25 protein-coding genes are annotated in these 25,078 nt (G+C 64.6%); 7 read left to right on the top strand and 18 right to left on the bottom strand.

Annotated elements, in window-relative coordinates:
• Nucleotides 1–98: 98 nt before the first annotated feature.
• Nucleotides 99–2,357 carry a heavy metal translocating P-type ATPase gene (locus N826_RS29725; protein WP_084721281.1) on the top strand — a complete coding sequence of 753 codons (2,259 nt, stop codon included), beginning with the start codon at nt 99–101 and terminating at the stop codon, nt 2,355–2,357.
• Between the two features lie 19 nt (nt 2,358–2,376).
• Here the strand turns inward: N826_RS29725 and cysE are convergent, their stop codons facing one another.
• Entirely contained in the window at nt 2,377–3,231 is an 855-nt protein-coding gene (gene cysE, locus N826_RS29720; protein WP_084721280.1) for a serine O-acetyltransferase, read from the bottom strand.
• Nucleotides 3,232–3,429: 198 nt separating this feature from the next.
• Between cysE and N826_RS29715 the strand changes: the two genes are divergently transcribed.
• The 3 genes from N826_RS29715 (at nt 3,430) to N826_RS29705 (ending at nt 6,329) form a co-directional block, all read left to right on the top strand.
• The gene (locus tag N826_RS29715; protein WP_052832267.1) at nt 3,430–3,897 is read left to right on the top strand and encodes a DUF411 domain-containing protein; all 468 of its coding nucleotides are present in this window, start codon (nt 3,430–3,432) and stop codon (nt 3,895–3,897) included.
• A gap of 136 nt (nt 3,898–4,033) precedes the next feature.
• Nucleotides 4,034–5,365 carry an O-acetylhomoserine aminocarboxypropyltransferase/cysteine synthase family protein gene (locus N826_RS29710; RefSeq protein WP_044434908.1) on the top strand — a complete coding sequence of 444 codons (1,332 nt, stop codon included), beginning with the start codon at nt 4,034–4,036 and terminating at the stop codon, nt 5,363–5,365.
• Nucleotides 5,366–5,618: 253 nt separating this feature from the next.
• Entirely contained in the window at nt 5,619–6,329 is a 711-nt protein-coding gene (locus N826_RS29705) for a hypothetical protein (RefSeq protein WP_147041054.1), read from the top strand.
• A gap of 67 nt (nt 6,330–6,396) precedes the next feature.
• Here the strand turns inward: N826_RS29705 and N826_RS29700 are convergent, their stop codons facing one another.
• The 9 genes from N826_RS29700 to N826_RS29660 form a co-directional block, all read right to left on the bottom strand.
• Nucleotides 6,397–6,693: a helix-turn-helix domain-containing protein gene (locus tag N826_RS29700; protein ID WP_044434903.1), complete on the bottom strand. Its 297-nt coding sequence runs from the start codon at nt 6,691–6,693 to the stop codon at nt 6,397–6,399.
• Nucleotides 6,690–7,046 carry a type II toxin-antitoxin system RelE/ParE family toxin gene (locus tag N826_RS29695; protein WP_044434965.1) on the bottom strand — a complete coding sequence of 119 codons (357 nt, stop codon included), beginning with the start codon at nt 7,044–7,046 and terminating at the stop codon, nt 6,690–6,692. Before N826_RS29695 ends, N826_RS29700 begins: the two co-directional genes overlap by 4 nt.
• Nucleotides 7,047–7,119: 73 nt before the next feature.
• Nucleotides 7,120–7,980, bottom strand: coding sequence for a TauD/TfdA dioxygenase family protein (locus N826_RS29690; protein ID WP_244619704.1), 861 nt, complete (start codon nt 7,978–7,980; stop codon nt 7,120–7,122).
• An 11-nt stretch (nt 7,981–7,991) separates the two neighbouring features.
• Nucleotides 7,992–8,888 (bottom strand): ABC transporter permease, encoded by an 897-nt coding sequence (locus N826_RS29685; protein ID WP_084721279.1) that lies wholly within the window; start codon nt 8,886–8,888, stop codon nt 7,992–7,994.
• On the bottom strand, nt 8,885–9,715 hold the full coding sequence (locus N826_RS29680; RefSeq protein WP_147041052.1) for an ABC transporter ATP-binding protein: 831 nt from the start codon (nt 9,713–9,715) through the stop codon (nt 8,885–8,887). The genes N826_RS29685 and N826_RS29680 overlap by 4 nt, the downstream gene beginning before the upstream one ends.
• 17 nt (nt 9,716–9,732) lie before the next feature.
• The gene (locus N826_RS29675; protein ID WP_044434895.1) at nt 9,733–10,749 is read right to left on the bottom strand and encodes an ABC transporter substrate-binding protein; all 1,017 of its coding nucleotides are present in this window, start codon (nt 10,747–10,749) and stop codon (nt 9,733–9,735) included.
• A 228-nt stretch (nt 10,750–10,977) separates the two neighbouring features.
• Nucleotides 10,978–12,729 (bottom strand): SLC13 family permease, encoded by a 1,752-nt coding sequence (locus tag N826_RS29670; protein WP_044434893.1) that lies wholly within the window; start codon nt 12,727–12,729, stop codon nt 10,978–10,980.
• Nucleotides 12,730–12,784: 55 nt separating this feature from the next.
• Nucleotides 12,785–13,237 (bottom strand): RrF2 family transcriptional regulator, encoded by a 453-nt coding sequence (locus N826_RS29665; protein ID WP_044434891.1) that lies wholly within the window; start codon nt 13,235–13,237, stop codon nt 12,785–12,787.
• Between the two features lie 123 nt (nt 13,238–13,360).
• Entirely contained in the window at nt 13,361–13,942 is a 582-nt protein-coding gene (locus N826_RS29660) for a LysE family translocator (protein ID WP_044434889.1), read from the bottom strand.
• Between the two features lie 143 nt (nt 13,943–14,085).
• On the opposite strand from N826_RS29660, the gene N826_RS29655 reads away from it, so the two are divergent.
• The gene (locus tag N826_RS29655; protein ID WP_084721284.1) at nt 14,086–14,574 is read left to right on the top strand and encodes a septal ring lytic transglycosylase RlpA family protein; all 489 of its coding nucleotides are present in this window, start codon (nt 14,086–14,088) and stop codon (nt 14,572–14,574) included.
• A gap of 33 nt (nt 14,575–14,607) precedes the next feature.
• Here the strand turns inward: N826_RS29655 and kce are convergent, their stop codons facing one another.
• Together kce and N826_RS29645 are read right to left on the bottom strand one after the other, a co-directional pair.
• The gene (gene kce, locus N826_RS29650) at nt 14,608–15,540 is read right to left on the bottom strand and encodes a 3,5-dioxohexanoate:acetyl-CoA acetone transferase (RefSeq protein ID WP_044434887.1); all 933 of its coding nucleotides are present in this window, start codon (nt 15,538–15,540) and stop codon (nt 14,608–14,610) included.
• 45 nt (nt 15,541–15,585) lie between these two features.
• Nucleotides 15,586–16,362, bottom strand: a complete 777-nt coding sequence (locus N826_RS29645) for an SDR family oxidoreductase (protein WP_044434886.1) — start codon at nt 16,360–16,362, stop codon at nt 15,586–15,588.
• Between the two features lie 132 nt (nt 16,363–16,494).
• On the opposite strand from N826_RS29645, the gene N826_RS29640 reads away from it, so the two are divergent.
• Nucleotides 16,495–17,166, top strand: coding sequence for a GntR family transcriptional regulator (locus tag N826_RS29640; protein ID WP_044434958.1), 672 nt, complete (start codon nt 16,495–16,497; stop codon nt 17,164–17,166).
• 85 nt (nt 17,167–17,251) lie between these two features.
• Here the strand turns inward: N826_RS29640 and N826_RS29635 are convergent, their stop codons facing one another.
• Both N826_RS29635 and N826_RS29630 read right to left on the bottom strand, forming a co-directional pair.
• Nucleotides 17,252–20,725, bottom strand: coding sequence for an FAD-dependent oxidoreductase (locus N826_RS29635; protein ID WP_044434885.1), 3,474 nt, complete (start codon nt 20,723–20,725; stop codon nt 17,252–17,254).
• 165 nt (nt 20,726–20,890) lie between these two features.
• A complete protein-coding gene (locus tag N826_RS29630; protein WP_247870474.1) occupies nt 20,891–21,445 on the bottom strand; it encodes a hypothetical protein in 555 nt (184 codons plus the stop codon).
• A gap of 191 nt (nt 21,446–21,636) precedes the next feature.
• Between N826_RS29630 and ispH the strand changes: the two genes are divergently transcribed.
• The gene (ispH, locus tag N826_RS29625; protein ID WP_044434881.1) at nt 21,637–22,596 is read left to right on the top strand and encodes a 4-hydroxy-3-methylbut-2-enyl diphosphate reductase; all 960 of its coding nucleotides are present in this window, start codon (nt 21,637–21,639) and stop codon (nt 22,594–22,596) included.
• 23 nt (nt 22,597–22,619) lie between these two features.
• Here the strand turns inward: ispH and N826_RS40650 are convergent, their stop codons facing one another.
• The 4 genes from N826_RS40650 to N826_RS43500 all read right to left on the bottom strand — a co-directional run bounded on the left by N826_RS40650 (nt 22,620) and on the right by N826_RS43500 (nt 24,909).
• A complete protein-coding gene (locus N826_RS40650) occupies nt 22,620–23,069 on the bottom strand; it encodes an RNA polymerase sigma factor region1.1 domain-containing protein (RefSeq protein WP_052832266.1) in 450 nt (149 codons plus the stop codon).
• 76 nt (nt 23,070–23,145) lie between these two features.
• On the bottom strand, nt 23,146–23,625 hold the full coding sequence (locus N826_RS29615; protein WP_244619702.1) for a GNAT family N-acetyltransferase: 480 nt from the start codon (nt 23,623–23,625) through the stop codon (nt 23,146–23,148).
• Between the two features lie 40 nt (nt 23,626–23,665).
• The gene (locus N826_RS29610; RefSeq protein ID WP_169789436.1) at nt 23,666–24,559 is read right to left on the bottom strand and encodes a type II TA system antitoxin MqsA family protein; all 894 of its coding nucleotides are present in this window, start codon (nt 24,557–24,559) and stop codon (nt 23,666–23,668) included.
• On the bottom strand, nt 24,556–24,909 hold the full coding sequence (locus N826_RS43500; RefSeq protein ID WP_147041048.1) for a hypothetical protein: 354 nt from the start codon (nt 24,907–24,909) through the stop codon (nt 24,556–24,558). Before N826_RS43500 ends, N826_RS29610 begins: the two co-directional genes overlap by 4 nt.
• Between the last annotated feature and the right edge of the window lie 169 nt (nt 24,910–25,078).

Genomic DNA, 25,078 nt, shown 5'->3' with positions numbered 1-25,078 from the left:
GCGCCTGCTTGACAACAGCTTGCGACGAATGGCCCTTGACCTTCCCACGGCTGGAAGCCCCACATACATGGGCAGCATGAGATTCGAGGAGCCTGACCATGGCTTACGCTGCCGCAACCCCGACCACCGACGATACCGCTCTTAAGTCTTCCGCCCTGCCCCCGGCCGAGTTCGATCTTGCCGTGGAAGGGATGACCTGCGCGTCCTGCGTGGGGCGCGTGGAGAAGGCGTTGAAGAGGGTGCCGGGCGTCACCGACGCCGCCGTCAATCTGGCGACCGAGCGGGCGCATGTGACTGGGCATGGGATCGACGCGGAAACGCTGGTCGCGGCCGTGGACCGGACCGGCTTCCATGCCAGTCCCATCGTTGAGGACCAGACTGCCCTGGCGGGCAGTGCCGCCGCCGATGAGGCTGCCGTGCGGCAGCGGCGGGAGCTGGTGAAGCTGCTGATCGCGGCGGCCCTGTCGCTGCCGCTGGTCGTTGGGATGATCGGCGATCTGGTGGGCCTGCATGTCATGCCGCCGGGTTGGCTGCAATTGGCGCTGGCGACTCCCGTGCAGTTCTGGCTGGGCTGGCGCTTCTATGTCGCCGCGTTCAAGGCGGTGCGCGCGGGCGCCGGCAATATGGACCTGCTGGTCGCAATCGGCACGTCGGCCGCCTGGGGGCTGAGCACGTATCTGCTGCTGACCGCGCATCCTGGACACACGCCGCACCTCTACTATGAGGCGTCGGCCGTCTTGATAACGTTCATCCTGCTCGGCAAGTGGCTGGAATCCCGCGCCAAGGGCCAGACCGCGACGGCAATCCGGGCGCTGATGGACCTGCGTCCCGACAAAGCCCGCGTGCGCCGCGATGGCGTGGAGCGGGAAATCGCGGTCGAGCGGGTGCGCGTCGGCGATATCGTCGTGGTCCGTCCGGGCGAGCGCATTCCGGTGGACGGCAAGGTCGTGGAAGGCGCCGGCTCGGTCGATGAGAGCATGCTGACGGGCGAGAGCCTGCCGGTCGAGAAGGCCGAGGGCGGGCGCGTTACGGGCGGATCGATCAACGTCGACGGTTTGCTGACGGTCGAGACGCTGGCGGTCGGTCATGAAACCATGCTGGCGCGCATCGTCCGCATGGTGGAAGGCGCGCAGGCGTCCAAGGCACCGATCCAGCGCACGGTGGACAAGGTCAGCGCCGTCTTCGTGCCGGTGGTGCTGGTCATCGCGGCGCTGACCTTCATCGGCTGGTGGGCCGTGGGCGGCGATCTGGAAGCCGCTATCCTGACAGCAGTATCGGTGCTGGTCATCGCCTGCCCCTGCGCGCTCGGCCTCGCCACGCCGACCGCCATCATGGTCGGGACCGGTCAGGCCGCTCGGTACGGCATCCTGATCAAGGATGCCGAGGCGCTAGAACGGGCCTATGCCGTGACATCGGTCGCCTTCGACAAGACGGGGACGCTGACCGAGGGCAAACCTAGGGTGACCGACCTGATCGCGGCCCCCGGCTTTGCCGAGGGTGACCTTCTGCGGCTGACGGCTTCGCTCCAGCAAGGGAGCGAGCATCCGCTGGCCCAGGCGGTCCGTGCCCATGCCGCGACGCGCGGGATCGAATCCAGCCGTCTCGACGGCTTCAAGTCGCTGGTGGGCCGGGGCATTTCGGGGATTGTGGACGGTCGCTCGCTGCTGCTCGGCGCCCGCAGGCTGATGGCGGAGAACGGTCTGTCCGACGGGGCGCTGGAGACCAGGGGCAAGGAACTTGAGTCCCAGGGCCGCACCGTGTCGTGGCTGGCGGAAACCGGCCCAGACGCCCGCGTGCTGGGTCTGGTCGCCTTCGGCGATACCGTCAAGCAACGCGCCCGTGAAGCGGTCGCCGGACTGCATGCGCGCGGGATCGAGGCCGTCATGGTGACGGGCGACAGCGCCGGTGCGGCCAATGCGGTAGCCCAGGAACTCGGCATCGACCGGGTCTTCGCCGAGGTGCTGCCGGGCGACAAGGCCGATATCGTGGCCCGGCTGAAGGCGGAGGGCAAGGTCGTCGCCATGGTCGGCGACGGTATCAACGACGCTCCGGCGCTGGCGGCCGCCGATGTCGGGATCGCGATGGCGACGGGGACCGACGTCGCGATGCACACGGCAGGCATCACGCTGATGCGCGGCGATCCTGTCCTCGTCAGCGGGGCGCTGGACGTGTCGCGGCGGACTTACGCCAAGATCAGGCAGGGGCTGTTCTGGGCCTTCGCCTACAACACCATCGGCATTCCGCTGGCGGTGTTCGGCTATCTGAGTCCGATCCTGGCGGGTGCCGCGATGGCGCTCAGCTCCGTCAGCGTGGTCGCCAACGCGCTCACGCTGCGGGGCTGGAAGCCCGGTAAATGAAAACCGGTATACCTTGGGATCAGATGCTGTAATCCGGCTCCGGCAGCGTCTGGTCCATGTTCAGCGCCGGGAACGGACCGCTGCACCAGCCGACCACCTTAGCCGGGACGCCGACGACCGTAGCACAGGCCGGCACGTCTTTCAGGACGACGCTGCCGGCCCCGACCTTGCAGCCGGCGCCAAGGACGATGTTGCCGAGCACCTTGGCGCCGGCGGAGATCAGCACGCCGTCGCGGACCTTGGGATGCCGGTCGCCATGCTCCTTGCCGGTACCGCCCAGCGTCACTTCCTGAAGGATCGAGACGTTGTTGCCGATCACGGCGGTTTCGCCCACGACAAGGCCGGTACCATGGTCGATGAATACCCCCGTGCCGACCGGCACCGCCGGGTGGATGTCGATGGCGAAGACCTCCGACACGCGGCTTTGCAGGAAATGGGCGAGGCTGTGGCGCCGGTGGGTCCACAGCCAATGGCCGATCCGGTGCCATTGCAGCGCGTGGAAGCCCTTGAAGTAGAGGAAAGGCGTCAGGTAGCTGTCAGCGGCGGGATCGCGCTCCAGGATGGCGATCAGGTCGGATGCGCCGGCCTCCACGATATCCGGATCATCGGACAGGGCTTCGTGGGCCAGCCCCTCCAACCGCTCGGCCGTCATGTTGCGGTCGCCCAGCTTATGGGCGAGCAATGCCGCCAGCGCGCAGGCGTAATCGTCGTGAAACAGCACCGAACCATGGATGAATCCGCGCAGGATCTCTTCCTCGGCGGAAACCTTGACAGCATCGGCACGCAGGATGCCCCATACGGTATCGCTTGGCCGTGGTGTGATTTCCCTATTCAACTCGGGGAAGCCCGGCACCGCCAACTGTACTTCGCTCATGGTTCCGATGCTCCTAAGCACGGCATACTGTACTGCAAACTCGAACAGGTCGCGGCGGCCAAGTCGTATCGGCCGGCGGAAACATGGAACATAGGGGTTCCGGGCTGCGACGCAATGCCCCGCACCTCAGCTATGAAAAGAGTCTTTCCGGCTTATCCCGGACAGCTATCTGAAGTTCATCCATCAGGAGAAAAAACGATGCGTTCCAAATTCGCGAAAAGCCTGCACACCGCCGCAAGCGCCGCGATGCTCGCGGGTCTTCTGCTCAGCGGAACGGGAATCCCCGCCCTCGCCTCCGATGTCGTCGATGTCTGGAAATCGCCGAGTTGCGGCTGCTGCACCGGCTGGGTCAAGCACATGCAGGCGTCGGGCTTCGAGGTGAAGACCCATGACATCGAGGACGTCGATCCGGTCAAGCGGGCCAACGGCGTGCCGGAACCGCTGCACTCCTGCCATACCGCCACGATCGGCGGCTATGTCCTGGAAGGACATGTCCCGGCGGCGGATGTCAGGCGGCTGCTCGCCGAGCGTCCGAAGGCCACGGGATTGTCGGTCCCCGGCATGCCGGCGGACGCGCCCGGCATGGATATGAACATGGGAGAACCCTATCAGGTGATCCTGTTCGGGCAGCCCGGCGGCAAGCCGGCGGTCTATGCAAACCATTGACCTGCGGACCTGATTTCCTAAATTCCGGATTTGGCGTGTGAAACTTGTTTAATCTACAAATTCACTTCATGTGGCCTGGGGGATCGTATAGCTTTCCGCGATCCCCCTTGAACCGAGCCCGAAGGAGCCGGCCACCATGAGCGACGCCAGCAAGAACCCCGCCCCGCTTAAGCCCGAAACCCTGGTGCTGCACGCCGGATACCGGTCCGATCCCGCCACCAACGCTGTTGCGGTGCCGATCTACCAGACCACCTCGTACCAGTTCGACCATACCGAACACGCGTCCAACCTGTTCGCGCTGAAGGAACTGGGCAATATCTATACCCGCATCCAGAACCCCACGACCGACGTGCTGGAGAAGCGGATCGCGGCGCTCGACGGCGGCGTCGCGGCCCTGGCGGTCGCATCCGGTCAGGCGGCCTCGGCCATGGCGGTGCAGAACCTGGCGCAGGCGGGCGACAACATCGTCAGTTCGACCGACCTGTACGGCGGCACCTGGAACCTGTTCGCCAATACGCTGCGCCAGCAGGGGATCGAGGTCCGGTTCGTCGATCCGAGCGATCCGGAGAACTTCCGCAAGGCGACGGACGAGCGCACCCGCGCTTATTACGCCGAGACGCTGCCCAACCCCAAGCTGGTCGTCTTTCCGATCCGCGAAGTCGCCGATATCGGCCGTCCGCTCGGCATTCCGCTGATCATCGACAATACGGCGGCGCCGCTGCTGGCCCGGCCGTTCGACCATGGCGCCGCCGTCATCGTTTATTCGACCACCAAGTTCATCGGCGGCCACGGCACCTCGATCGGCGGCATGATCGTGGACAGCGGCGCCTTCGACTGGGCGGCTCATGCCGAGCGCCAGCCGCTGCTGAACCAACCCGACCCCAGCTACCATGGCGCCGTCTGGGTCGAAGCCGTCAAGCCGATCGGTCCGGTCGCCTACATCATCAAGGCGCGGACGACGCTGCTGCGCGACCTTGGGGCCGCACTCAGCCCGTTCAACGCCTTCCTGACGCTCCAGGGATTGGAGACGCTGCCGCTCCGCATCCGCGAGCACAGCCGCAATGCCTCGGCCGTGGCGGAATACCTGACGAAGCACCCCGCCGTGACCAAAGTGATCTATCCCGGACTTCAGGACGGCGAAGCGCGCCGCCGCGCCGATGCGTACCTGAAGGGCGGCTACGGCGGGCTGGTCGGGTTCGAGCTGAAGGGCGGACGCGATGCCGGTCGCGCCTTCATCGACGGGCTGAAGCTGGTCTACCACGTCGCGAATATTGGCGACGCGCGTACCCTGGCGATCCATCCCGCCTCCACCACCCATTCCCAGCTTTCGGCGGAGGAGCAGTTCGCGACCGGCGTCAGCGATGGCTATGTCCGGCTGTCGGTCGGCATCGAGCATATCGACGATATCATCGCCGATCTCGATCAGGCCCTTGAGCGCGCGGCCGGGTTGAGGGATGCTGCGGAATAACTGAGCGCTGCCGTCAGATATCCAGGGTGCGGACCGGTGGTCCGCACCGCATCTCGGGCACCAGGAAAAGGCATCACCACAAACCCTATTGAGTTGGTAGAGAAACTGGTGGATGATGGTTGGCGTCCAGAACGATAAACCAACGGAGGAGCACCATGTTGATCCCCACCGCACCAAACGCCCGGCCCGATGCCGGATGTTCCGCCGGCGGATCACCAGGGAACCGGGTTGATCACGCGGAGGAGCGATGCCGATGGATGCGATGATCATTCCATTGAACGCGCGCCCGCAGAACTCCGCCAACGCCGCGCCCTCTCTCGACCCCAGCCGGCACCTTGCAATCGAACCTCCGGCCTGGACGGTCAGCCTGTCCGGCGCCTCGGACGAAACACCGCCCTCTCCGGCCCTCGCAGCTCCCTTCAGGCTACTGAGTGCCGCCGGGATTGTGGCGGCGGAGCGGGCATCCCCTAAGTTTTTGACCGAACTGGCGCGGCATCCCAAGGTGATCGACGCCGTCAGCGCCCTGACCGGAACCTGCATGGTCCCGGCGCCCGCCGGCGCAAGCGCTACGGCCGGAGCGGTGGAACTGGTACTGAGTCTGTCGAACGGGGGGGCCTGGGCGGCAGGCTTCGCGATGCTTCAGCATCCCGGCATCGTGCTCCGTCAGAACGGAAGCGGTTCCGCCGCCTATACGAAACTGACTTTCCTCCCCGAAGATGCCGTCGTCGGCATCCATGACCTTGAAGACGGCGCTGGGGACCTGGAGCGTGCCCGTATCGAATGGGTGCGCCACAAGACGCTGCTCTCCCACCGCAAGCTGGGCCGTCTGCTGGAGAATTTCGACCGCTGCGGCGACCGACATGCGATCGTCCAGGAGCTATGGGAAGCCCTGGCGGACGCCGAGCACGCGATCGAAGCGCTGAGTTCGGAGACCGAGAGCCTGGATATCTTCTACGAGAGCTGAACGAGTTGAGTTTCTTGTGGGTACCGGCGGCGTGGCGAGGATGGTGTCATGCCGCTACAGCCGTCGATCATGCGACTTTCAATGCATCCTCGACCGCTTCAGGATGCTTTTCAATCACCCGCAGCAGGATGCGCGCCGATCTGTCCGGTCGGCGCCGTCCCTGTTCCCAATCCTGGACGGCTCGAGCATCCAACCCGAAGCGGTTCGCAAACTTGATGCGACTCAGCTTCATCGTCCGGCGGATTGCGGCGACATCGACATCAGGCACATCGACCGTAGACGTTACGGTCTTGCCCGGATCGCCTTCCATGTAGGCGGCAGCTTCCTGCATAGCCTCGATTAGATCGTCGCCGAGATTGCTCATTTCACTTTCCTCCTGCGGTGTGACCCTTTGATCGAGGCGGCTAGTTTACTGACAATCTTCTTCTGCTCCGCCGTCATATCGTCCTGTTCATCCTTGCCGTAGATTAGCAAGGCGAACAGGGGCATATCATCGTCAAGATAGTAGTAGATGACGCGTGCGCCACCCGATTTGCCTTTGCCCCTGGCAGAAATCCGAACCTTGCGAACTCCGCCTGTTTCCGGAATTTCATCACCGGCAAGCGGATTGTTCGCAAGAAAATCGATGACGGCTTTCCGCCCCTCTTCGCCGAGAATTTTGTCCGCGCGCCGGGTAAACACGGACGTCTCGACGACAGTTATGGGCTTGGTCTTCATAAACTTGATCATGCGGCAGTGCCGCATCTAAATCAAGCTCAAAACCTGTTTCAGCGGTCTGGAGAAGCCCTCTCTAAGCCGCCTTGTGCCGTGCCCGTACCTGCGTGCGGTGCATCAGGCGGCGGTGCTGGTTGTCGAAGCTGTCGCGGCGATGCATGGTGACGCGGTTATCCCACATGACCAGATCGCCCTTGCGCCAGGAATGCGCCCAGGTGAACTCCGGCTTGGCGACATGGCTCCACAGCTCGTCGAGCAGGGCTTCGCCCTCCTCGATCGGCAGCCCGACGACATAGGCGTTGAGGCGCCGGCCCAGGTAGAGCGCGCGGTCGCCGCTTTCCGGGTGGGTGATGACCAGCGGGTGGATCGTGCCGGGAGAGGTTGCCAGATCGGTCGGATGCTCGTAGCCATGGCGGAGGAAGCCGCCGCTGTTGGTCGTGCTGTCGTGCTTCAGCGACAGGCCGTCGACGCGCGCGCGCAGGTCGGCGGGGAGCGCGTGATAGGCCATGACGGTGTTGAGGAACCACGTGTCGCCTCCGCTCGGTGGCACTTCCAGCGAATAGAGCACGCTGCCAAGCGGCGGGTCGGGCAGGAACGACATGTCAGTGTGCCAGGACGCCTCGCCGGCTCCCAGCGCGCCGATGGCGACGCCGTTCTCGATCACGTTGGAGATGACGTAGATCTCCTCGTAGCCGGGGACGAACTGCTTGCCGTTCTCGTTCGGCGGCGCCTTGTCCAGCGTGCCGAACCGACGGCTGAAGGCCAGCAGGTCGTCGTCGGAGAGGTTCTGGTTGCGCAGCACGATCACGCGGTGCTTCAGCAGCGCCTCATTGACGAACTGGTACTCCCGGTCGCCGAAGTCGCGGGAAAGATCGATGCCGGTGATCTCGGCACCCAGCACCGATGACGTCGGGATCACGTCTACGGTTGTCGTCACGGTTGACGAACTCATCGCTGCATACCCCATTTTCTAACGGTATAGATTTCGATCGAGCGGAAGACCACGCTTTCGACCAGCAGGCCGATGATGATGACCATCAGCAGTCCGGCGAAGACGCTGGGGATCTCGAGCTGGTTGCGGTTCTCGTAGATGAACCAGCCGATGCCGCCGGCTCCGGAACTGACGCCGAACACAAGCTCCGCCGCGATCAGGGTCCGCCAGGCGAAAGCCCAGCCGATCTTCAGGCCGGTCAGGATCGACGGCAGTGCGGCGGGCACCAGGATCAGCATGACGTAGCGCAGGCCCTTCAGCCCGTAGTTCTGCCCGGCCATCCGCAGGGTGTCGCTGACGCCCATGAAGCCGGAATGCGTGTTGAGCGCCATCGGCCACAGCACGGCATGGACAAGGACGAAGGTCAGGCTGCCCTCGCCCAGGCCGAACCACAGCAAGGCCAGCGGCAGCAGGGCGATGGCGGGAAGGGGATTGAACATGCTGGTCAGCGTGCTCAGCAGGTCGTTGCCGAAGCGCGTCGTGACCGCCAGCATCGTCAGAACAGCCGCCGCCGCAATGCCTACCGCATAGCCGACCAGCAGAATGCGGAGCGAGGTCAGGCAGCGCTGGAGCAACTGTCCATCGACCAGACTGGTCCACAGCGTCGCCAGCGTTTCGCTGAGCGTCGGGAACATCAGCGGGTTGTCCGACCAGACGGCGTAGGCCTGCCACGCGGCGCCGAGCAGGACCAGGATGAAGATCCTGCGCGCCAGCGTGTTGCCGGTAAGACGCTCCCACGGGGAGAGCGGCCGGCTGATGTCGCCGATGACGCCGGCGTCGAGCACGTCGCGCTCGAACTCCGGCCGGATCGACGGGACGAGCGGCTGCTGATGCGATTGAACGCTACCCGTCATGGCCTTGCTGCCCTGGTCACCTTGGGAGCCGGCGCAGTATTCTGCTCGGCGAACAGCATCGTGTGGATGCGGTTCTCCAGGGCCGCGAAGCCCTCGCTCTTCTCGTGGCCGTAGCTGTGGGCGTTGAGTTCCGCCTTGACCTGCCCCGGATGGGGCGACAGCACGAGGATGCGGTTGCCGACGATGATCGCTTCCTCGATCGAGTGGGTGACGAAGAGTACGGTGAAGCGGACATCGTCCCAAAGCTGAAGCAGCTCTTCCTGCATCCGCCGCCGGGTCAGGGCGTCGAGGGCGGCGAACGGCTCGTCCATCAGCAGGATTTCCGGCTCGGTCGCCATGGCGCGGGCGATAGCGACGCGCTGCTTCATGCCGCCCGACAGGATGTGCGGGTAGCTGTCGCGGAAACGGTCGAGGCCGACCTTGGCGATGTAGGTGCCGGCGCGGTCCTCGGCCTCCCGCTTCGGCACGCCTCGCGAGCGCAGCGGGAACATCACGTTCTGGAACACGGTCTTCCAGGGCAGGAGCTGGTCGAACTCCTGGAACACGACCATGCGGTCAGGGCCGGGGCCGGTGACGGGAGCGCCGTTCAGGCGAATCTGGCCCTCGACCGGCTTGATGAATCCTGCCACGGCCTTTAGCAGGCTGGACTTGCCACAACCGGACGGGCCGAGCAGCACGAAGCGGTCGCCCCGGTGGACTTGGAAATCGACCTGATACGTGGCGGTGACCAGACGGGAATCAGTCTTGTACTGGAGCGTGACGTTATCGACGTCGAGCAGGACGCCGGGATCGGCTTCCTGTCCGGTGAAGGGGAGTACGCGGCCCATGGCGTTCATGCCTCCGGTCAACTGCCTGCACGATCATGCAGTTCGGGGAAGAAAAGCTCCTGCCATGTGGCGGGCTTGTTCTTGAGGGTGCCGACGCGCGCCATGAAATCCGTATATTTCAGGATGTTCTGCGGCGTGGTCGAATACTGGATCTCGGGATCGGTGATGATCTTCTCGATGAAGTCCGGTGCCAGCTTGGAGTTGTCCAGGCGGATGTAGATCTCGGCCGCCTGTTTGGGATTCTCCTTGATGAAGGCGCTGGCTTCGTCCATCGCGGCAAGGACGGCCTTGGCGGTCTTCGGGTTGTTCTCGCGGAACTTGGCCGTCGTCCACAGCGCGCTGAAGGAGCCGGGGCCGCCCAGCACGTCGTACGAACTTATGACCCGGTGGATCTTGTCGCTTTCGAGCTGCTGGTACTGGAACGGCGGGCTGGTGAAGCTGGCCGAGACTTCGGTCTTGCCGGACAGCAGGGAGATCGTCGCTTCAGGATGGCTCAGCGAGACGGTCAGGTTGTCGAGCTTGGCATAGTTGCCGTCGCCGAACTGCTTCTCCGCCGCCATCTGGAGGATGATCGCCTGATACGACAGCTTGACGGTCGGGACCGCGATCCTGTCCTTCTCCGTGAAATCGGCCAGCGATTTTACATCCGGCTTGTTGGTATTCAGGTAGGCCGGCTGGGAATTCAACGTCGCGAGTGCCCGCACATCGGCGCTCTTGCGGGTCTTGTCCCACAGGATCAGGAAGGGAGGGATGCCGGCGGCAGCGAATTCCGCACTGCCGGACAGTAGAGCGTCGTTGACGGCCGATGGGCTGCCGAGCGGCGTATAGGCGGCGGTCACGTCGCCGAGGCCTGCCTCTTTCGCGTGCTTCTCGACCAGCTTGAGATCCTGCGCCACGTAGAGCTGTAGATAGCCCAGGCCAAGCTGACGGGCGAACCGGACGGTCTGCACTTCCGCCATCGCCGACCCGGCGACCAGGCAGAGAACGGACGCCACTCCACCGGCAAGCATTTTGCCCAGGAATGACTTGTCCATTCCGCCCGTTCCGTTCTTCGCCATGGCCTACTACCCTCGCTTATTTAACAAATTTTCTCTGCACATCATCGCATAATCAAACAAGATGGCATGCATAAACCCTAACACAAGATATTTGTCACATCGCTGGTATGTCAAATCCATTCACAGCAAAGGCGCTCGTGGCTTTTTGCATAGTACAATTTTTGGATTTTGCACAAAGAACTGAAGACAGGTCAGTTCAGGTAGTCAGAAAGCCCAGATGAGCGGGATCAGCAGCAGCGATAGCACGATCACGATCAGGTCCAGCGGCAGCCCCACCCGCCAGAAATCGCCGAACCGATAGCCGCCCGGCCCCAGGATGATCGAGTTGTTGTGGTGGCCGAAGGGGGTCAGGAAGTCGCAAGACGCACCGATGGCGACTGCCATCAGGAAGGCGTCGGGCGACACCCCCAGTTGCTGGGCGATGTTGACCACGACAGGCGCCATGATGACCACGGTCGCGGCGTTGTTCAGTACCGGCGTCACCACCATGGTCGCGATCAGGATGACGGCCAGCATGCCTGTCGGACCTGCGGTCGGCGCCATCATGACGACCGCTTCGCCTATCCATCCCGCCAGTCCCGTCGTCTGGACGGCGGTGCCGAGCGGGATCATGGCGCCCAGCAGCACGACCACCGGCCAATCGACCGCCTCGTACAGGGATGCCGGGCGGATGATACGCGCCGCCAGCATCGCCAGGACGGCGCAGGTGAAGGCGATCGCGGCGGATGCCAGATCCAGGGCTGCGGCGGTCACGGCGGCGGCGAAGACCGGAACGATCAGCCATGTCCGGCGCGGCTCGAACTCCAGCTTGCGGTCGGCCAGCGGGATGCAGCCCAGTTCCCCCATCGCCTCGGCGACGATCTCCGGATCGCCGTCGAGCAGCAGGATATCGCCGGCGCTGAGATTGGCATCGCGCAATCGTCCCTCGAACCGCCGGCCCTGACGCGACACCGCGACCAGATTGACGCCCCAGCGCTCCCTCAGGTCAAGCGACAGGGCGCTGCTGCCCTGGATCAGGGCGTTCGGCATCACCATCGCCTCGGTCAGCCGCAATTCGCGCCCGCCGGCACCCTGCGCCACCAGGGCCAGACCTTCCAGTTCGACAAGATGCTGCAACGTGGCCGTGTCGGTTTCCAGCAGGACGATATCGCCGGACTGGAACCTGACGGTACCCGGCCGCGCGAAGATCCGGCGGCCGTCGCGGATGACGCCGATGACCGCGACGCCGCGCTCTTCCTCCAGCCGCTCGACCTTCTGGTCGGCCCAATGCGAGCCGGGCCGGATCAGCGCTTCCGTCACGTAGTCGCTGACGCGGAAACGGTCGATATCGACACGCGGGGCCGTGCGATGGCGCGGCAGCAGCCGCCAGCCGGCGAAGGTCAGATAAGTCAGCCCGGCGGCGGTGATCGCCAGCCCGACCGGAAGGAAATCGAACATCAGGAAGCGATTACCCGTCGCCTGCTCACGGAAATTCGATATCAGCAGGTTCGGCGGGGTGCCGATCAGCGTACACATGCCGCCCAGCATCGTGGCGAAGGACAGCGGCATCAGGATCAGGCCGGGCGAATAGCCGTTGCGCCGGGCGGTGGAGATCGCCAGCGGCATCATCAGCGCCAGCGCCCCGACATTGTTCATGAAGGCCGAGAGCAGCGCCGCGAAGGCGCAGAGAGCACCGATCTGGGCGGTCGGCGTCTTCGCCATGTCGGTGCAGCGGCGGGCCGCGTCGTCCACGATGCCGGACCGCGCCAAGGTCTGCGTGATCACCAGCACCATCGCGACGGTCACTACAGCCGGGTTGCTGAAACCGGCGAAGGCCGCGTCCGGCCTGATGATGCCGACCAGGACGCAGATCATCAGGGCTGCGACCGCAACGATGTCGAAGCGCCAGCGGTCGAGCACGAAGAGACCGAGCGATCCCGCAAGCACCGCCAGAAGCGCGCCCTGCTCCCAGGTCATCCAGGTTCCCGGTTCATGACGCGCCTGTCCTCGCCGACTGCCTCGGTTGGCGGCGTCAGCCCACGCTGCGGAGCAGCTCCCGCGCGGGCACGCCGTCACCGGCCAATGCCGCGCTGAGCGTCATGTTGTCAAGGATCTGTGTCGTCGCCTCGTGGACTCCGGCGAAGACCCGTCGCACGGCGCACTTCTCTTCGCTGACGCAGTCCTCGCAACGGCGATAGGCCATGCGGCTGAGGCAGGGCAGCGGCGCCAGGGGTCCGTCAACGATGCGGACGATCTCGCCGAAAGTCACCTTGTCCGCCGGCTTCAGCAGCGCGTAGCCGCCGTTCTTGCCGCGCCAGCTCTGCACCACACCCTGGTGCTTGAGGTCGAGCAGGATCTGTTCGAGAAAGCGCTTCGGCAGTCGCTGCCGCTCCGCGATGTCGCTGATCATCAGCGATTCGCCTTCTTTGAGATCGGCAAGCACCAACAGGGCCTGCAACGCGTATTTGGCTTTCTGGGACAGCAACTCCCGAACCCTCTGACGAAACTGGCGTTTAAGATCCGATATTTAGGCTTTTTTCGACGAAATAGAAGTTTCAATTCGAAGGAAGCGACACTTCACCGCCCATTGGTGCAATTGCGTCACGTCTTAGCGGGAGAACGCGGAGCCGGAGAGAACCAGCGCGAAGACGCCGAGGACGGCGGCACTGACCCGCTGGACCCAGCGATGGCGTGCTCCCGCAACGGTCAGGGCGGTCCCGATACCGATCCAGGTGGTTCCGACCGCGACGATTAAGGCGGAAAGCCCGGCGAGATAGGGCAGCGCCGCAGCGCCTTTCCCTTCCGCCAGATGCGGGATGATGGCGAAGGCGAAGATCAGCGCCTTGGGGTTCAGCAGCGTCGTCACGAAAACCCGGCTGAACGGCACCGCCCGCGCCTCGACCCCATGGTCGGCGGCGGCCGTCCAGTGGCGCCACGCGAGATAGGCAAGCCACAGCGCGCAGCAGACCCGGAGAGCGGAACCGAACAGCGGCCAAGTCTGGGCGACCGGCCCCAGCACGAGCGCCAGGACCAGGATGGAGCAGAGATAACCCAAAACCTCCGCCGGAAGCAGGTGGAGCGATCCCCGCAGTCCCACGGCGGCGCCGGAAGCCGCCAGCAGCGTATTGGTAGGTCCCGGTGTCGCCAGAAGACCCAGGACGGCGAGGATGAATGCCAGCGGTTCCGTCATGCCTCAATACTTTTTCTTCAAAAGGTTGAGTCGATCATTGACTGCGCCAAATCGGCCGGAGGCGAAACTACCCCTATTTACAGCAGGAACCAAGACATCGAAGCGGGGTTTAGATGCGGCATCTTGAAAGGATGGACATCGGCATGCAGTCCCCGTCAGTTTTTATTCTCGGTGTTATGGCCTTCTCCTCGCTGGTACTGGCTCCCGCTTTCGCAGAGGAACCGGCCGGCAAACCCGACGAAAATTCAGTGGTGATCGAAGGCGAAGCTTCGTACTACGGCGGTAAGTTCCATGGCAGGAAGACCGCCAACGGCGAGATCTTCGACCAGAACAAGATGACCGCCGCTTCCAAGGAACTGCCGCTCGGCTCCAAGGCGACGGTCACCAACGAGGAAACCGGCAAGTCGGTCGACGTTAAGATCAACGACCGGGGACCCTATGTCGACGGCCGGGTGCTCGACCTGTCGAAGGGCGCCGCCAAGAAGCTCGACATGATTGACGACGGCACGGCGCCGGTGACCATCGAGGTCGATCCGGACAAGCAGCCGACCGATAAGGTCCGCGAAAAGGTCGAGGACCTGGCCGAGAAGAACGTCCCCGGCATGAAGAAGGAAACCGCCAAGGCGGATTGATCATCCGCTCCGCCCTGGCGATGGCAGGCGTGATCAGAAGCCGACCTGATCGCCGCCCTTGAGGTCCAGGATCTCGCGCGCTTCGGCCGGCGTGGCGATCTCCAGCCCCAGTCCTTCCAGGATCGAGCGGGCGCGGCGGACCTGGGCGGCGTTGCTTTCCGCCAGCTTGCCGGGACCGTCCCACAGGCTGTCTTCGAGGCCGACTCGGACATTGGCGCCCATCGCGGCGGCCATCGCGGCGATCGGCATCTGGTTGCGGCCGGCGCCCAGCACCGACCAGCGGTAATCGTCGCCGAACAGCCGGTCCGCCGTCCGCTTCATGTGCAGCACGTCCTCCGGATGCGGTCCGATGCCGCCGAGCAGGCCGAACACGGTCTGGACGAACAGCGGTCCCTTGACCAGCCCGCGATCCCGGAAGTGGGCGAGGTTGTACAGGTGCGAGGTGTCGTAGCACTCGAATTCGAACCGGGTGCCGTTCTCGGAGCAGGTCTTCAGGACGTATTCGATGTCCGCGAAGGTGTTCTTGAACACGAGGTCGCGGCTGTTCTCCAGGTGCTGGCGCTCCCACTCGAACTTGAAGTCCTTGAAGCGGTTCAGCATCGGATAAAGGCCGAAGTTCATCGAGCCCATGTTAAGCGAGGCCACTTCCGGCTTCAGCTCGGCCGCCGGGCGAAGCCGCTCCTCGACCGTCATGTAGGGAGCACCGCCGGTCGTCAGGTTGATGACGCAGTCGGTGCGCTGCTTGATCACCTTCAGGAACGGCTGGAAGGCTTCCGGCGACTGGTCGGGCTTGCCGGTTTCCGGATTGCGGGCATGCAGGTGGACGATGGCGGCGCCGGCTTCGGCGGCACCGATCGCGGCGTCGGCGATCTGCTCCGGCGTCACCGGCAGGTGCGGCGACATGCTGGGGGTATGGATGGCGCCGGTCACGGCGCAGGTGATGATGACCTTGTTGGACTTCGCCATGGCGTTTTCTCCGGTTTCCCTGAATTTCAGCGCTGATATTTAAGTTTAGAGCGTCTCGACGTTGGCGCAGACGCTGAGCGACTGGCCGGAGACGTTGCGGCCGGCGGGAGATGCCAGGAACAGGACCATGGCGGCGACATCGTCGGCGCTGACCATCCGGCGCAGCGAGGCCTTGGCGAGGTATTCCTTCTCCATCTCGGCATAGCTGACGCCGACCTGATCGGCCCGCGCGCCGATCACCTTCTCGATCCGGGGACCGGCGACGATGCCCGGCAGAACGGCGTTGACCGAGATGCCGGATGGCCCCAGTTCGCGCGCCAGGCTTTCCGTCAGACCGATCACGCCCCACTTGGCGGCGGCATAGGGGGTGCGGAAGGCGTAACCGAGCCGGCCCGCCACCGACGACATGTTGACGATGGCGCCGGCGCCCTCCTTCTTCAGCATCGGCACCGCGCGGCGGGCGCACAGGAACATGCCGGTCAGGTCGATATCGATGCAGCGGCGCCAGTCGGCCGGCGAGATATCCTCGATCGCCGCCGTCGGGCCGGCGATGCCGGCGTTGTTGACCAGCACGTCTAGCCCGCCGAGCCCTGCCTGAACGTCGTCGAACAGCCGGTCCACCGCCGCGTCGTCCGACACGTCGGCGACCGTGGTGCCGACGCCCGGAATCGCATCGCGGCAGGCGGCCAGTGCGCCTTCGTCCACATCGCAGACATGAACCCTGGCGCCGGCGCCGGCCAGCGTCCGAGCGATCGCGAGACCGATGCCGGAAGCACCGGCCGTCACCAGCACCCGCTGCCCTGTGGCGTTGAAGTCAGCCATGTCGTTCCTCCCCCTTATGCTCTCAAAACTGTACCGTTCTGTCTTTTGATCATAAATCAAATATCACGCTGGAACGCAAGGCTCTTGAAGGCCTATACTGCGTTAAAGCACCGGCAAGAGGACGGCACCGCCATGGCACTCACCAACAGAAGCCTGCCCCTGCGCCCTGTCCCGAGGGAGACGGTGCAGGACCACGTCTACCGTCAGTTGAAGGAACTGATCCTGAACGGCGGTATCGAGCCGGGCCGCACGGTAACGATCCAGAGCCTGTCGGATGCCTTCGGCGTCAGCGCCATGCCGGTGCGCGAAGCCCTGCACCGGCTGGTTGCGGAAAAGGCGCTGACGGTAGTGGCAGGACGCTCGGTCGGCATACCGCCGCTCAGCATCGACCGGCTGGAAGACCTGACCCGCGCCCGGATCGAGATCGAAGGGGTCGCGACTGAATGGGCGGCGCGGGTGATGTCGGCCGGCGATCTGGCGAAGCTGGACGACCTGATCGCGACGATGGAAGCGGCCCAGGCGGCAGGCGATGGAAAGCGCTATGTCCCGGCCAACCGGGACTTCCACTTCACGGTCTACCGAGCGGCGGAGTCGGAAACGCTGCTGTCGATCATCGAATCGCTATGGCTGCGCATCGGCCCGTATTTCGACCTGCTGAACGCCGCCGGGGGATTGCGGGCATCGAACGCCGAGCACCGCCGGATTCGCGACGCGCTAGGGCGGGGCGATGGTCTGGAAGCGCGGACGGCGCTGAAGGCGGATATCGAGGGGGCGGCGAAGACGCTACGGACGCTGCTGCCGTGATCGAAATTGACAAGGTGGTGTTGGGCCACGGCCCAACCTACAAAGCAGAAGTCGTAGGTTGGGCCGTGGCCTAACACCACTCCGGCTACCGGGAATGACGCCGCAGATGAAGCGTCTTCAGGCAACGGTCGATCCATAGGGCCGTCAGCTTTTCATGGACGCTGTTCTGCCGGAGCCGCTCGTTCAACCCGGTGAAGTCGACCCGGTCCAGTTCCTGGTCCTGGTTGAAGCAGGAGAACACGACGGATTTCTTCCCCGTCTCCGGATCGCGGTGCTCCTGGAGGCACTGGGCGCAGATTTCCTTCATCATGCACTGCATCGGGCTGTTGATCGACCCGATCGCCACATGCCCCGGCTTCAGGTACGGCGACAGCACCCCATGCCGCGCCGATGCCACCGCCTGCATCATGCGGTCGGAGCCGATCACGACGATGCGGTCGACGTCGCCGAGCGGGATTTCCACCGGTCCCAGTTCCCCCGTCGCATAAGCCCGCATCGCTTCCACGATGTTGCCGGTGAAACTCCGGTCCTGGGGGCGTCCGGGCGTGAAGCCCGGCGCTTCGTCCGAGCACCAGACCACGACATCGGCGGCGGTTTCGATCCGCGACACCTTGTAGCGGTCGATCAGCTTCTTGTAACCGGCGAAATAGACGACACGGTTGCCGCGTTCCCGGCAGGCCTGCCCGATCGAGAACAGCACGGCATTGCCGAGTCCGCCACCGGCCAGACAGACGGTTTCGCCTCCGGGGATCTCCGTCGGCGAGCCGGTCGGTCCCATCAGGATCACCGGATCGCCCGCCTTCAGCAGGGCGCAAAGGTCGGACGATCCGCCCATCTCCATCACGATCAGCGACAGAAGCCCCTGCGCCTTGTCGACTGAGGCGCCGGTCAGCGCCAGACCTTCCATGGCAAGGGTCGTTCCATCCACCTGATGAGCCAGCGTCTCGAAGTTCTGGAGGCGGTAGAATTGACCGGGCTGGAACCGCGCAGCAGCCCGCGGCGCCTTCACGACGACCTCGACGATATCGGGAGTCAGCCGGACGATGTCGTGGACGATGGGCCGCATGTCGTGGTTGACCATGTCGATCACCGCATCGGCCGGAACGATGGTCGGCCGCAGCCGCGCCAGGGTGCGCGACACGACCGGATAGCCCCGCTTCGCCCCGGCCATCGCCTTGACCACGTTGCCGGCAAAAGACGGGTGCAGGTCGCCGAAGAACGACACCATGCGCCCGTCCGGATGGCGGCTCATCAGCACATGGGCCGACGCCGGCTTGCACGACCTCTCCGGTGTCGCAGGATTGCCGTCCTCGTCGAGTGCCCGGAAATAGCGGCCGTCGAGTTCGGCCCAGTCCGGCTCTTCGCGCGCCAGCACCGTGTTCGGCTGGGTGCCGGCGGCGATCAGGATGCTGCGGGCGAGCAGCACGGCCTCGGTGCCCGCAACATCGACGCGAAGGCCGGAGGCATGGCCAAAACGATCCACCTCCACCGCAAGCGGCGTCGCCGTCTCCAGGAAGCGGATGCCCTCCGCCATGCCGTGGGCGACTTCCTCGTGGTTCAGGGTATAGCTGGGCGAATCGGCCAGCCGGCGGCGATAGGCCACGGTCGCTCCGCCCCATTCATCGAGTAGCCGCTGAAGACGCGGCGCCCGTGCTTCGGCCCGCGCAAGCTCCCGCTCGTCGCGGAGCAAGCGGGCGTAGTCGATGAACTCGTCGGCGGTCAGCCGCTCCTCTTCGGTCAGCCCGCTCCGGATCGCCGCCTCGCCGCGTTCGAGCACCAGCGTCTCGTAGCGGCGCAGGAACTTCTCGACCTGGACCGGGTAATAGGCCAGCGCCTCGGTCGCCGTGTCGATCGCGGTCAGTCCGCCGCCGACCACCACCACGGGCAGACGGATCTCCAGGTTGGCGACCGAGTCCTCCTTGGCGGCGCCGGTCAACTGCAAGCCCATCAGGAAATCGGACGCCTGCCGGACGCCGCGCGCCAGCCCGTTCCTCATCGGGATCACGGTCGGGCGGCCGGCGCCCATGCAGAGGGCGATGTGGTCGAAGCCGGCGTCGAAGGCGTCGCCGACGCTCAGCGTGCCACCAAACCGAACACCGCCGACCATGACGAAGCGGCGGCGCCGTTCCAGCAGCAGGCGGATCACCTTGAGGAAGTTCTTGTCCCAGCGGACCGTGATGCCGTACTCGGCGACTCCGCCGAAGCCGGCCATGATCCGGTCGTCCAGATGGTCCCACAGGTCCTTGATCTGGCGGATCGGGCGGAACTGCACCCTGCGGCCCATCGGCAGCACGCCGGACAGGTCGGCGGGCAGCGGCTCGATCTTCAGGCCGTCGATGCCGACGACGGTATGCCCGTCGTTCATCAGATGATGCGCCAGCGTGAAGCCCGCCGGGCCAAGTCCCGCAACCAGCACCTTGTAGCCGCTGTCGGGCCGCATCATCGGGCGTCGCAGGTCGAGCGGGTTCCAGCGGGTCAGCAGGCTGTAGACCTCGAACCCCCAGGGAAGCTCCAGCACGTCCTTGAGCGTCCGGGTCTCGACCTGCGGGATGTCGACCGGCTCCTGCTTCTGGTAGATGCAGGCCTTCATGCAGTCGTTGCAGATGCGGTGCCCGGTGGCGGCGCACAGGGGGTTGTCCACCACGATCAGGGCAAGGGCGCCGACCGAATGGCCCGCCGCCTTGATACCGTTCGACTCGGAGATCTTTTCTTCCAGCGGACAGCCCATCAGTGCCACGCCGAACGGGCTTTTCAGATATGCGCCGGTCTTGCGGTCGGTCAGCCCCCGGGAGCAACTATCCTTGCCCTGGTGATGGCATTCGATGCAGTAGGTGGCCTCGTCGAGTGCGCCGATCAGGTCGGTGCCGCAGTCGGTCAGGCCGAAGCCCTGGCGCTGGCGCCGGCGGGACTCCGGCAGCCGAATCACGGTCAGGCCGGCTTCGTTCCCGACGGTTTCCACCGGTACCAGCCGGGCGGGATCGGTCTTTTCAGGGATCTGGAACAGCACGCCGTGGCCATGCCGCTGCCGGCCCTCCTCCGTCCATAGCGCCCAGGCGGCGTAGCGGGCGGCAAGGTCCAGCTCGTCGGCATGGGCAGGACCATCGTCGAGCCAGTCCAGGACCCGGACCGCGAAGGCCAACTCGTCGAACTGGATGCCGAGATGCGCTTCGAGCGCCGACGTCAGGGCCTTGCCGTCCAGGCCGGCCGCCTGTTCCGGCCGGAAGGACTTGGCGGCGCGGCGCTGGACGAACAGCCGCTTGGCGGCATAGAGCGGCGCCAAGGCCCGGTGGCGGGTGGCCAGTTGACGCAATTGCGCGCCGATGCCGAACAACTCGCCGATGAAGTCGTCGAGATGGGGCGCCATCGCGGTCAGCAAACCGCTTTCGCCGCCTGGGCCGGAGACGGCATCCGGCTGCGCCCGCGCGTCCAGCAGACGGCGAGCGATATCCCCATCGGTTTCCCCCAGCCAGCCGGTAAAACGGCGGTCAAGCTTTTCCAACCCCGCGGCATCGTAGAGGTCGGTAAAAGCCAGGCCGAAGCCCAGGGTAAGGTCCGTCATGTCATGCCAGCCGGCTGAGGTGACGCGGAGCTTGCAGTTGTATCACGCAGCCGCACCCACGCCATGGGAAAGCCCCAAGGCGTGCTCAGCCGCGACCAGAGGACGCACCCGTATGCTCGGATCCCCTCGGCTGGCCGGAACTTCGGGTCAGGATTTCAGAGGAGTTCAGAAGCTTTTTCTCGGATCGCGGTTGAAGGCCAGTTGCTCCGGGGTCAATTGGAACCCAACCAGTATGCCGTAGCCGGCGGCGGTGGCCCCCTTCGCCAGCGGTATCTTCTGGACCAGTTCCTCGGCCGAGGTGCCTTTGCCGACATTGGGGGAGAAAGCGATCGTCGTGTCGAACTGCTGCTTACCGATGATCCGCCCGGCGGGGTCGGTGATGGCGACAAAATATTGGTACGCCCCCTGGGCATCCCTGGCGGCAGGCCCTCGCTCCGCTCCCAGCAGGAGGTTCAGGTTGACGGTCACGCCGGCGTCGTCGAACTCGCATCCGCCATCGTATTGCAGCACGGCGGCACGCGATACCACGTCGGTCATATCGCGGGCGCCGCCGCCGCGAAACTGCGTCACTTCGCGGGTTTCGTCGGGGATGCTGACCTTGGGACAGGCCAGCGCCGGCGTCGTGTCCGCGGCGGCCTGCGCCTCCGGTCCCTTGCCGCCGTTGCCCGAGCAGGCCGCCATCAAGGGCAGTACGCCTATCAGACCGGCGGCAACCAGCAATGCGCCTCGGGCTTTCCTGACAGGCGTTCCTATATTACGGTCGGTTCTGAAAAACATCGCCACTGTGATGACTCGCTTGTAGGTTTGTGCAGTTGTAAGTTTTTGCAGTGCGACTTTAGAGCAAGGCATCGGGGCGGCACAAGCCGGCCTCACCATCCAACCCATAACGGGTATCAGTGCAAGGTTGAACTATGTCCAAACGGCCTCTGACAATCCTGCTGGCCAGCCCCCGTGGCTTCTGTGCCGGGGTGGACCGCGCGATCCAGATCGTCGAAGTCGCCCTGGAGAAGTACGGCGCCCCCGTCTATGTCCGCCACGAAATCGTCCATAACCGCTTCGTGGTCGAAGGCCTGGAAGCCAAGGGCGCCGTCTTCGTCGATGAACTGGACGAGATCCCGGACAACGTGCCGGTGGTCTTCTCCGCCCATGGCGTGCCCAAGGCGGTCCCGGCGGAGGCCGAACGGCGCAAGATGTTCTATCTCGATGCGACATGCCCGCTCGTCAGCAAGGTCCATGTCGAGGCCGAACGCCATTTCGAGCAGGGCCGTCAGGTCGTCCTGATCGGCCATGCCGGCCATCCGGAAGTCGTCGGCACCATGGGGCAGCTGCCGGAAGGCAGCGTCGTCCTGGTCGAGAACGTCGCCGATGTCGACAGGATCGAGGTGCAGGACCCAGGCAACCTCGCCTATGTGACCCAGACGACCTTGTCGCTGGACGACACCGCCGCCATCGTCACGGCGTTGCGCGCCCGCTTCCCGTCCATCTCGGTGCCGCGCAAGGAAGACATCTGCTACGCGACAACCAACCGCCAGCATGCGGTCAAGGCGATAGCGCCGCGCGCCCAGATGGTGCTCGTCGTGGGGGCGCCCAACTCGTCCAACTCCATGCGGCTGGTCGAGGTCGCGCGCAACCACGGCTGCGAGCGCGCCATGCTGGTCCAACGCGCTACCGACATCGATTGGACGGAACTCGAGGACGTCAAGGTCCTGGGCGTCACCGCCGGCGCATCGGCCCCAGACATCCTGATCCAGGAAGTGCTTCAGGGCGCCAAGGACCGGTTCGACGTGACGATCGAGGAAGTCACCCTGACGCGCGAAGACGTGGTCTTCAAACTGCCGCGCGTCCTGACGACGACGGCAGCGGCCGAGTAGTCAGGCGGCCGTTCGAGCGGCGCTCAGCGCACCAGGACGTAGACGAGGACGAGGAGAAGCAGGAGGCCGCCGAAGACGACGGCCATCCGTGTCCTCGATTCTCCCCCCGCGGCTCCATGTCCCGACACGCCATGCTCCTGAACCTCGGTCATAACCGGCGACCGCGCTTGCCGCTCCCCGCTTCCGGGCGGGGATGCGGACCGGAGCGGCACGACCCGGTCCCTGTCGTCCTCGGGCGGTTCGGGCAGCCGGAAGTCGGGCAGGTCCTCGACAGGAAGAGGACGCGCGCGCGTCAACTCCTCGTCCACCTCGACCGATACGCCGGCCCGCTCCAGACGGTCCAGCGTTTCGGCCAGCTCGGTCTGGCTCATGTCGTCGACCGGCAACTCGGCGCTGACTTGGTCGAGGGTGACGAAACCCCGCTCGCGGCCCACATCCACAAGGCGGCGGAAAGCGGCTTCTTCGATTGCCATGGCGCACTCGTCTCCTTCGGCCGGACGGGTTGATCCTCCTGCAACAGGCAGGACCCGCGATATGTCGCAGCGGCGCCTACAAGACCTTCCGGTACTGAATGAACCCTGAGTTTTCGGCCACGCTGTCGTAGAGAATTCTCGCCTGGGCGTTGCTCTCCTGCGTCAGCCAATATACCCGCGAGCAGTTGGCCGACCGCGCCTCCCGTTCGACGTGGCCGATCAGGGACCGCCCGAGTCCCTGCCCCCGCGCCTCGGAATCCACCAGCAGGTCCTGCAGGTAACAGTAGTCGCCGACCGTCCAGCAGGAGCGATGATAGATCCAGTGGACGAAGCCCAGCGCCCGGTCGCCCTGCAGGGCCAGAGCGCCCCACATCGGCTCCCGGCTATCGAGCAGCCGCCGCCATGTCATCTGGGTCGTCTCGTCCGGAATATCGGCGTTGTAGAAACGCTGATATTCCCGCCACAAGGGCAGCCAGCGCCCGTAATCGTCCGGCTCCAATCGGCGGATGACGGGCTGGCTCTCGGAAACTTTCGTCTGGAGCGGGTCGGTCATCATGATTCCTCCAGGTTATGCACTGTCCGGATCCTTGAATCGTTCAGGCGATGGGCCGAGAAGCGGCGGCTTGCCCCATCGTAGCAAGTATAGCCGGTTGAGCCTTCCGGATCTCGCCCGTGGCGATGCGTGCCAGTTGCTGGACATCGATGCCGTTCAAAGCGCCGAACTGGCGGATGATGGCTTCGGCGACGCGCCGTTCAACGTCCTCGTCAATCCGTTGCAGGGTATTCCGCACCGCAACGCTTTCAAGGCCCGATCTCTCCAGAAGGCTGCGGACTACGTCCGGATGCTCCGCCATTTCCCGCATCAGGAGGTCGGCGGCCTTGCCTTGGATCTCGTCGCCACCTTCCCAGCGCCCCCAGGTACCCTCCGGGATCGCCATCAACCGTTCCATTTCTTCTGCGTTGAAGCCGTATTTGGACCGAAGCGCAACGACATCTTCCGGAGAGAGCAGCCCTTGCGCCTGCCGGATCCTCGCCAGGATTTCGCGGCGCCGTTCGGTTTGCATCGTCTCCGGGTGTGCCGCGATCATCGCGGCCAAGTGGCTGGGATCCATCAGTTCCGCCAGCCGTTTGTCATGAGCCTCCGTCTGGAGCGAGCCGTTCTCGTACCTGCCAAGGGTCACCTCGCCCCATCCGAGCAGGGATGTCACTTCTGCCTGCTTCAAATCGTACTCACGTCGCCATGCCTTGATCCGTGCGGGCGACAGCATCCCCTTGACTTCACGGTACTTCTCGTACCCCTCGATACGCCAGTCGGGGTCCCTGGTATTTTCGAATTCGGCGTCGCAGGCTTCGCAATGGCGTAGAAACTTTTCCACCTCGAGTTCCAATCCACGGACATCGATAGTCTCGCGTCTGGCAAATCGTGATACGCGACCGACCTGCCCACATGCTGGACAGGTCGTATCGGGCAGATGTTCGTTCCTGCTCATCTCGTCTTTCTCCCCACCGGGGCCGTTCCCACCCGCTGCGGCCAGTGCGGTTGCTTCAAAGGGTATTCCTGAGGGTGAAAGGACATGCATGCCGAAGGCGTCCCGCCGACATGAGGGGAAAACTGGAGCTTAAGCTTTAAATAGAGGTCGATTCCCTCGAACTCGCGGCCGAAGACCCACACTTCTCCCGACGATCTGGCTGCGTTGTCGTCCGGCTCTGGTCCCGTAGCATAGTCGATCACGCGTAAGCTCCTCACCAGCAGTTCGGCATCGGCCTTGGTGAAGCCGGTATCGTCTTCGAATTTCCTGTTCTTCGGGGTCGGCCAGAGGTCCAGGCCATGGGTTTCCATGGCCTCCCGGAAACGGCGCAGAAATGCTGCGATGTCCGCCTCGGGAGCAACGTATCGAACCATTATTTGCCCATCAATTGATAGACAGTCAAGTTGACCAAGGGTACTTGCCACGAAATACCACTTTCGGCACGGATACACGAGCGTGCGGCATGCTCGATCCGAACTG

The sequence above is a fragment of the Skermanella aerolata KACC 11604 genome (assembly GCF_000936425.1).
Classification (GTDB): domain Bacteria; phylum Pseudomonadota; class Alphaproteobacteria; order Azospirillales; family Azospirillaceae; genus Skermanella; species Skermanella aerolata.
The sequence above is the reverse complement of the archived record's forward strand: the minus strand, read 5'-3'. Positions and strand labels throughout refer to the sequence as shown.

Excerpts from the sequence above, each read along its gene's own strand:
- N826_RS29635 (WP_044434885.1), bottom strand. The coding sequence starts at position 20,725 with ATGACGGACCTTACCCTGGGCTTCGGCCTGGCTTTTACCGACCTCTAC.
- N826_RS29695 (WP_044434965.1), bottom strand. The coding sequence starts at position 7,046 with ATGAAGACCAAGCCCATAACTGTCGTCGAGACGTCCGTGTTTACCCGG.
- N826_RS29680 (WP_147041052.1), bottom strand. The coding sequence starts at position 9,715 with ATGGGCCGCGTACTCCCCTTCACCGGACAGGAAGCCGATCCCGGCGTC.
- N826_RS29640 (WP_044434958.1), top strand. The coding sequence starts at position 16,495 with ATGGCACTCACCAACAGAAGCCTGCCCCTGCGCCCTGTCCCGAGGGAG.
- N826_RS29715 (WP_052832267.1), top strand. The coding sequence starts at position 3,430 with ATGCGTTCCAAATTCGCGAAAAGCCTGCACACCGCCGCAAGCGCCGCG.
- N826_RS29660 (WP_044434889.1), bottom strand. The coding sequence starts at position 13,942 with ATGACGGAACCGCTGGCATTCATCCTCGCCGTCCTGGGTCTTCTGGCG.
- N826_RS29655 (WP_084721284.1), top strand. The coding sequence starts at position 14,086 with ATGCAGTCCCCGTCAGTTTTTATTCTCGGTGTTATGGCCTTCTCCTCG.
- ispH (WP_044434881.1), top strand. The coding sequence starts at position 21,637 with ATGTCCAAACGGCCTCTGACAATCCTGCTGGCCAGCCCCCGTGGCTTC.
- N826_RS29710 (WP_044434908.1), top strand. The coding sequence starts at position 4,034 with ATGAGCGACGCCAGCAAGAACCCCGCCCCGCTTAAGCCCGAAACCCTG.
- N826_RS29610 (WP_169789436.1), bottom strand. The coding sequence starts at position 24,559 with ATGAGCAGGAACGAACATCTGCCCGATACGACCTGTCCAGCATGTGGG.
- N826_RS29685 (WP_084721279.1), bottom strand. The coding sequence starts at position 8,888 with ATGACGGGTAGCGTTCAATCGCATCAGCAGCCGCTCGTCCCGTCGATC.
- N826_RS29705 (WP_147041054.1), top strand. The coding sequence starts at position 5,619 with ATGGATGCGATGATCATTCCATTGAACGCGCGCCCGCAGAACTCCGCC.
- kce (WP_044434887.1), bottom strand. The coding sequence starts at position 15,540 with ATGGCGAAGTCCAACAAGGTCATCATCACCTGCGCCGTGACCGGCGCC.
- N826_RS29675 (WP_044434895.1), bottom strand. The coding sequence starts at position 10,749 with ATGGACAAGTCATTCCTGGGCAAAATGCTTGCCGGTGGAGTGGCGTCC.
- cysE (WP_084721280.1), bottom strand. The coding sequence starts at position 3,231 with ATGAGCGAAGTACAGTTGGCGGTGCCGGGCTTCCCCGAGTTGAATAGG.
- N826_RS29725 (WP_084721281.1), top strand. The coding sequence starts at position 99 with ATGGCTTACGCTGCCGCAACCCCGACCACCGACGATACCGCTCTTAAG.
- N826_RS40650 (WP_052832266.1), bottom strand. The coding sequence starts at position 23,069 with ATGGCAATCGAAGAAGCCGCTTTCCGCCGCCTTGTGGATGTGGGCCGC.
- N826_RS29615 (WP_244619702.1), bottom strand. The coding sequence starts at position 23,625 with ATGATGACCGACCCGCTCCAGACGAAAGTTTCCGAGAGCCAGCCCGTC.
- N826_RS29645 (WP_044434886.1), bottom strand. The coding sequence starts at position 16,362 with ATGGCTGACTTCAACGCCACAGGGCAGCGGGTGCTGGTGACGGCCGGT.
- N826_RS29700 (WP_044434903.1), bottom strand. The coding sequence starts at position 6,693 with ATGAGCAATCTCGGCGACGATCTAATCGAGGCTATGCAGGAAGCTGCC.
- N826_RS29670 (WP_044434893.1), bottom strand. The coding sequence starts at position 12,729 with ATGACCTGGGAGCAGGGCGCGCTTCTGGCGGTGCTTGCGGGATCGCTC.
- N826_RS43500 (WP_147041048.1), bottom strand. The coding sequence starts at position 24,909 with ATGGAAACCCATGGCCTGGACCTCTGGCCGACCCCGAAGAACAGGAAA.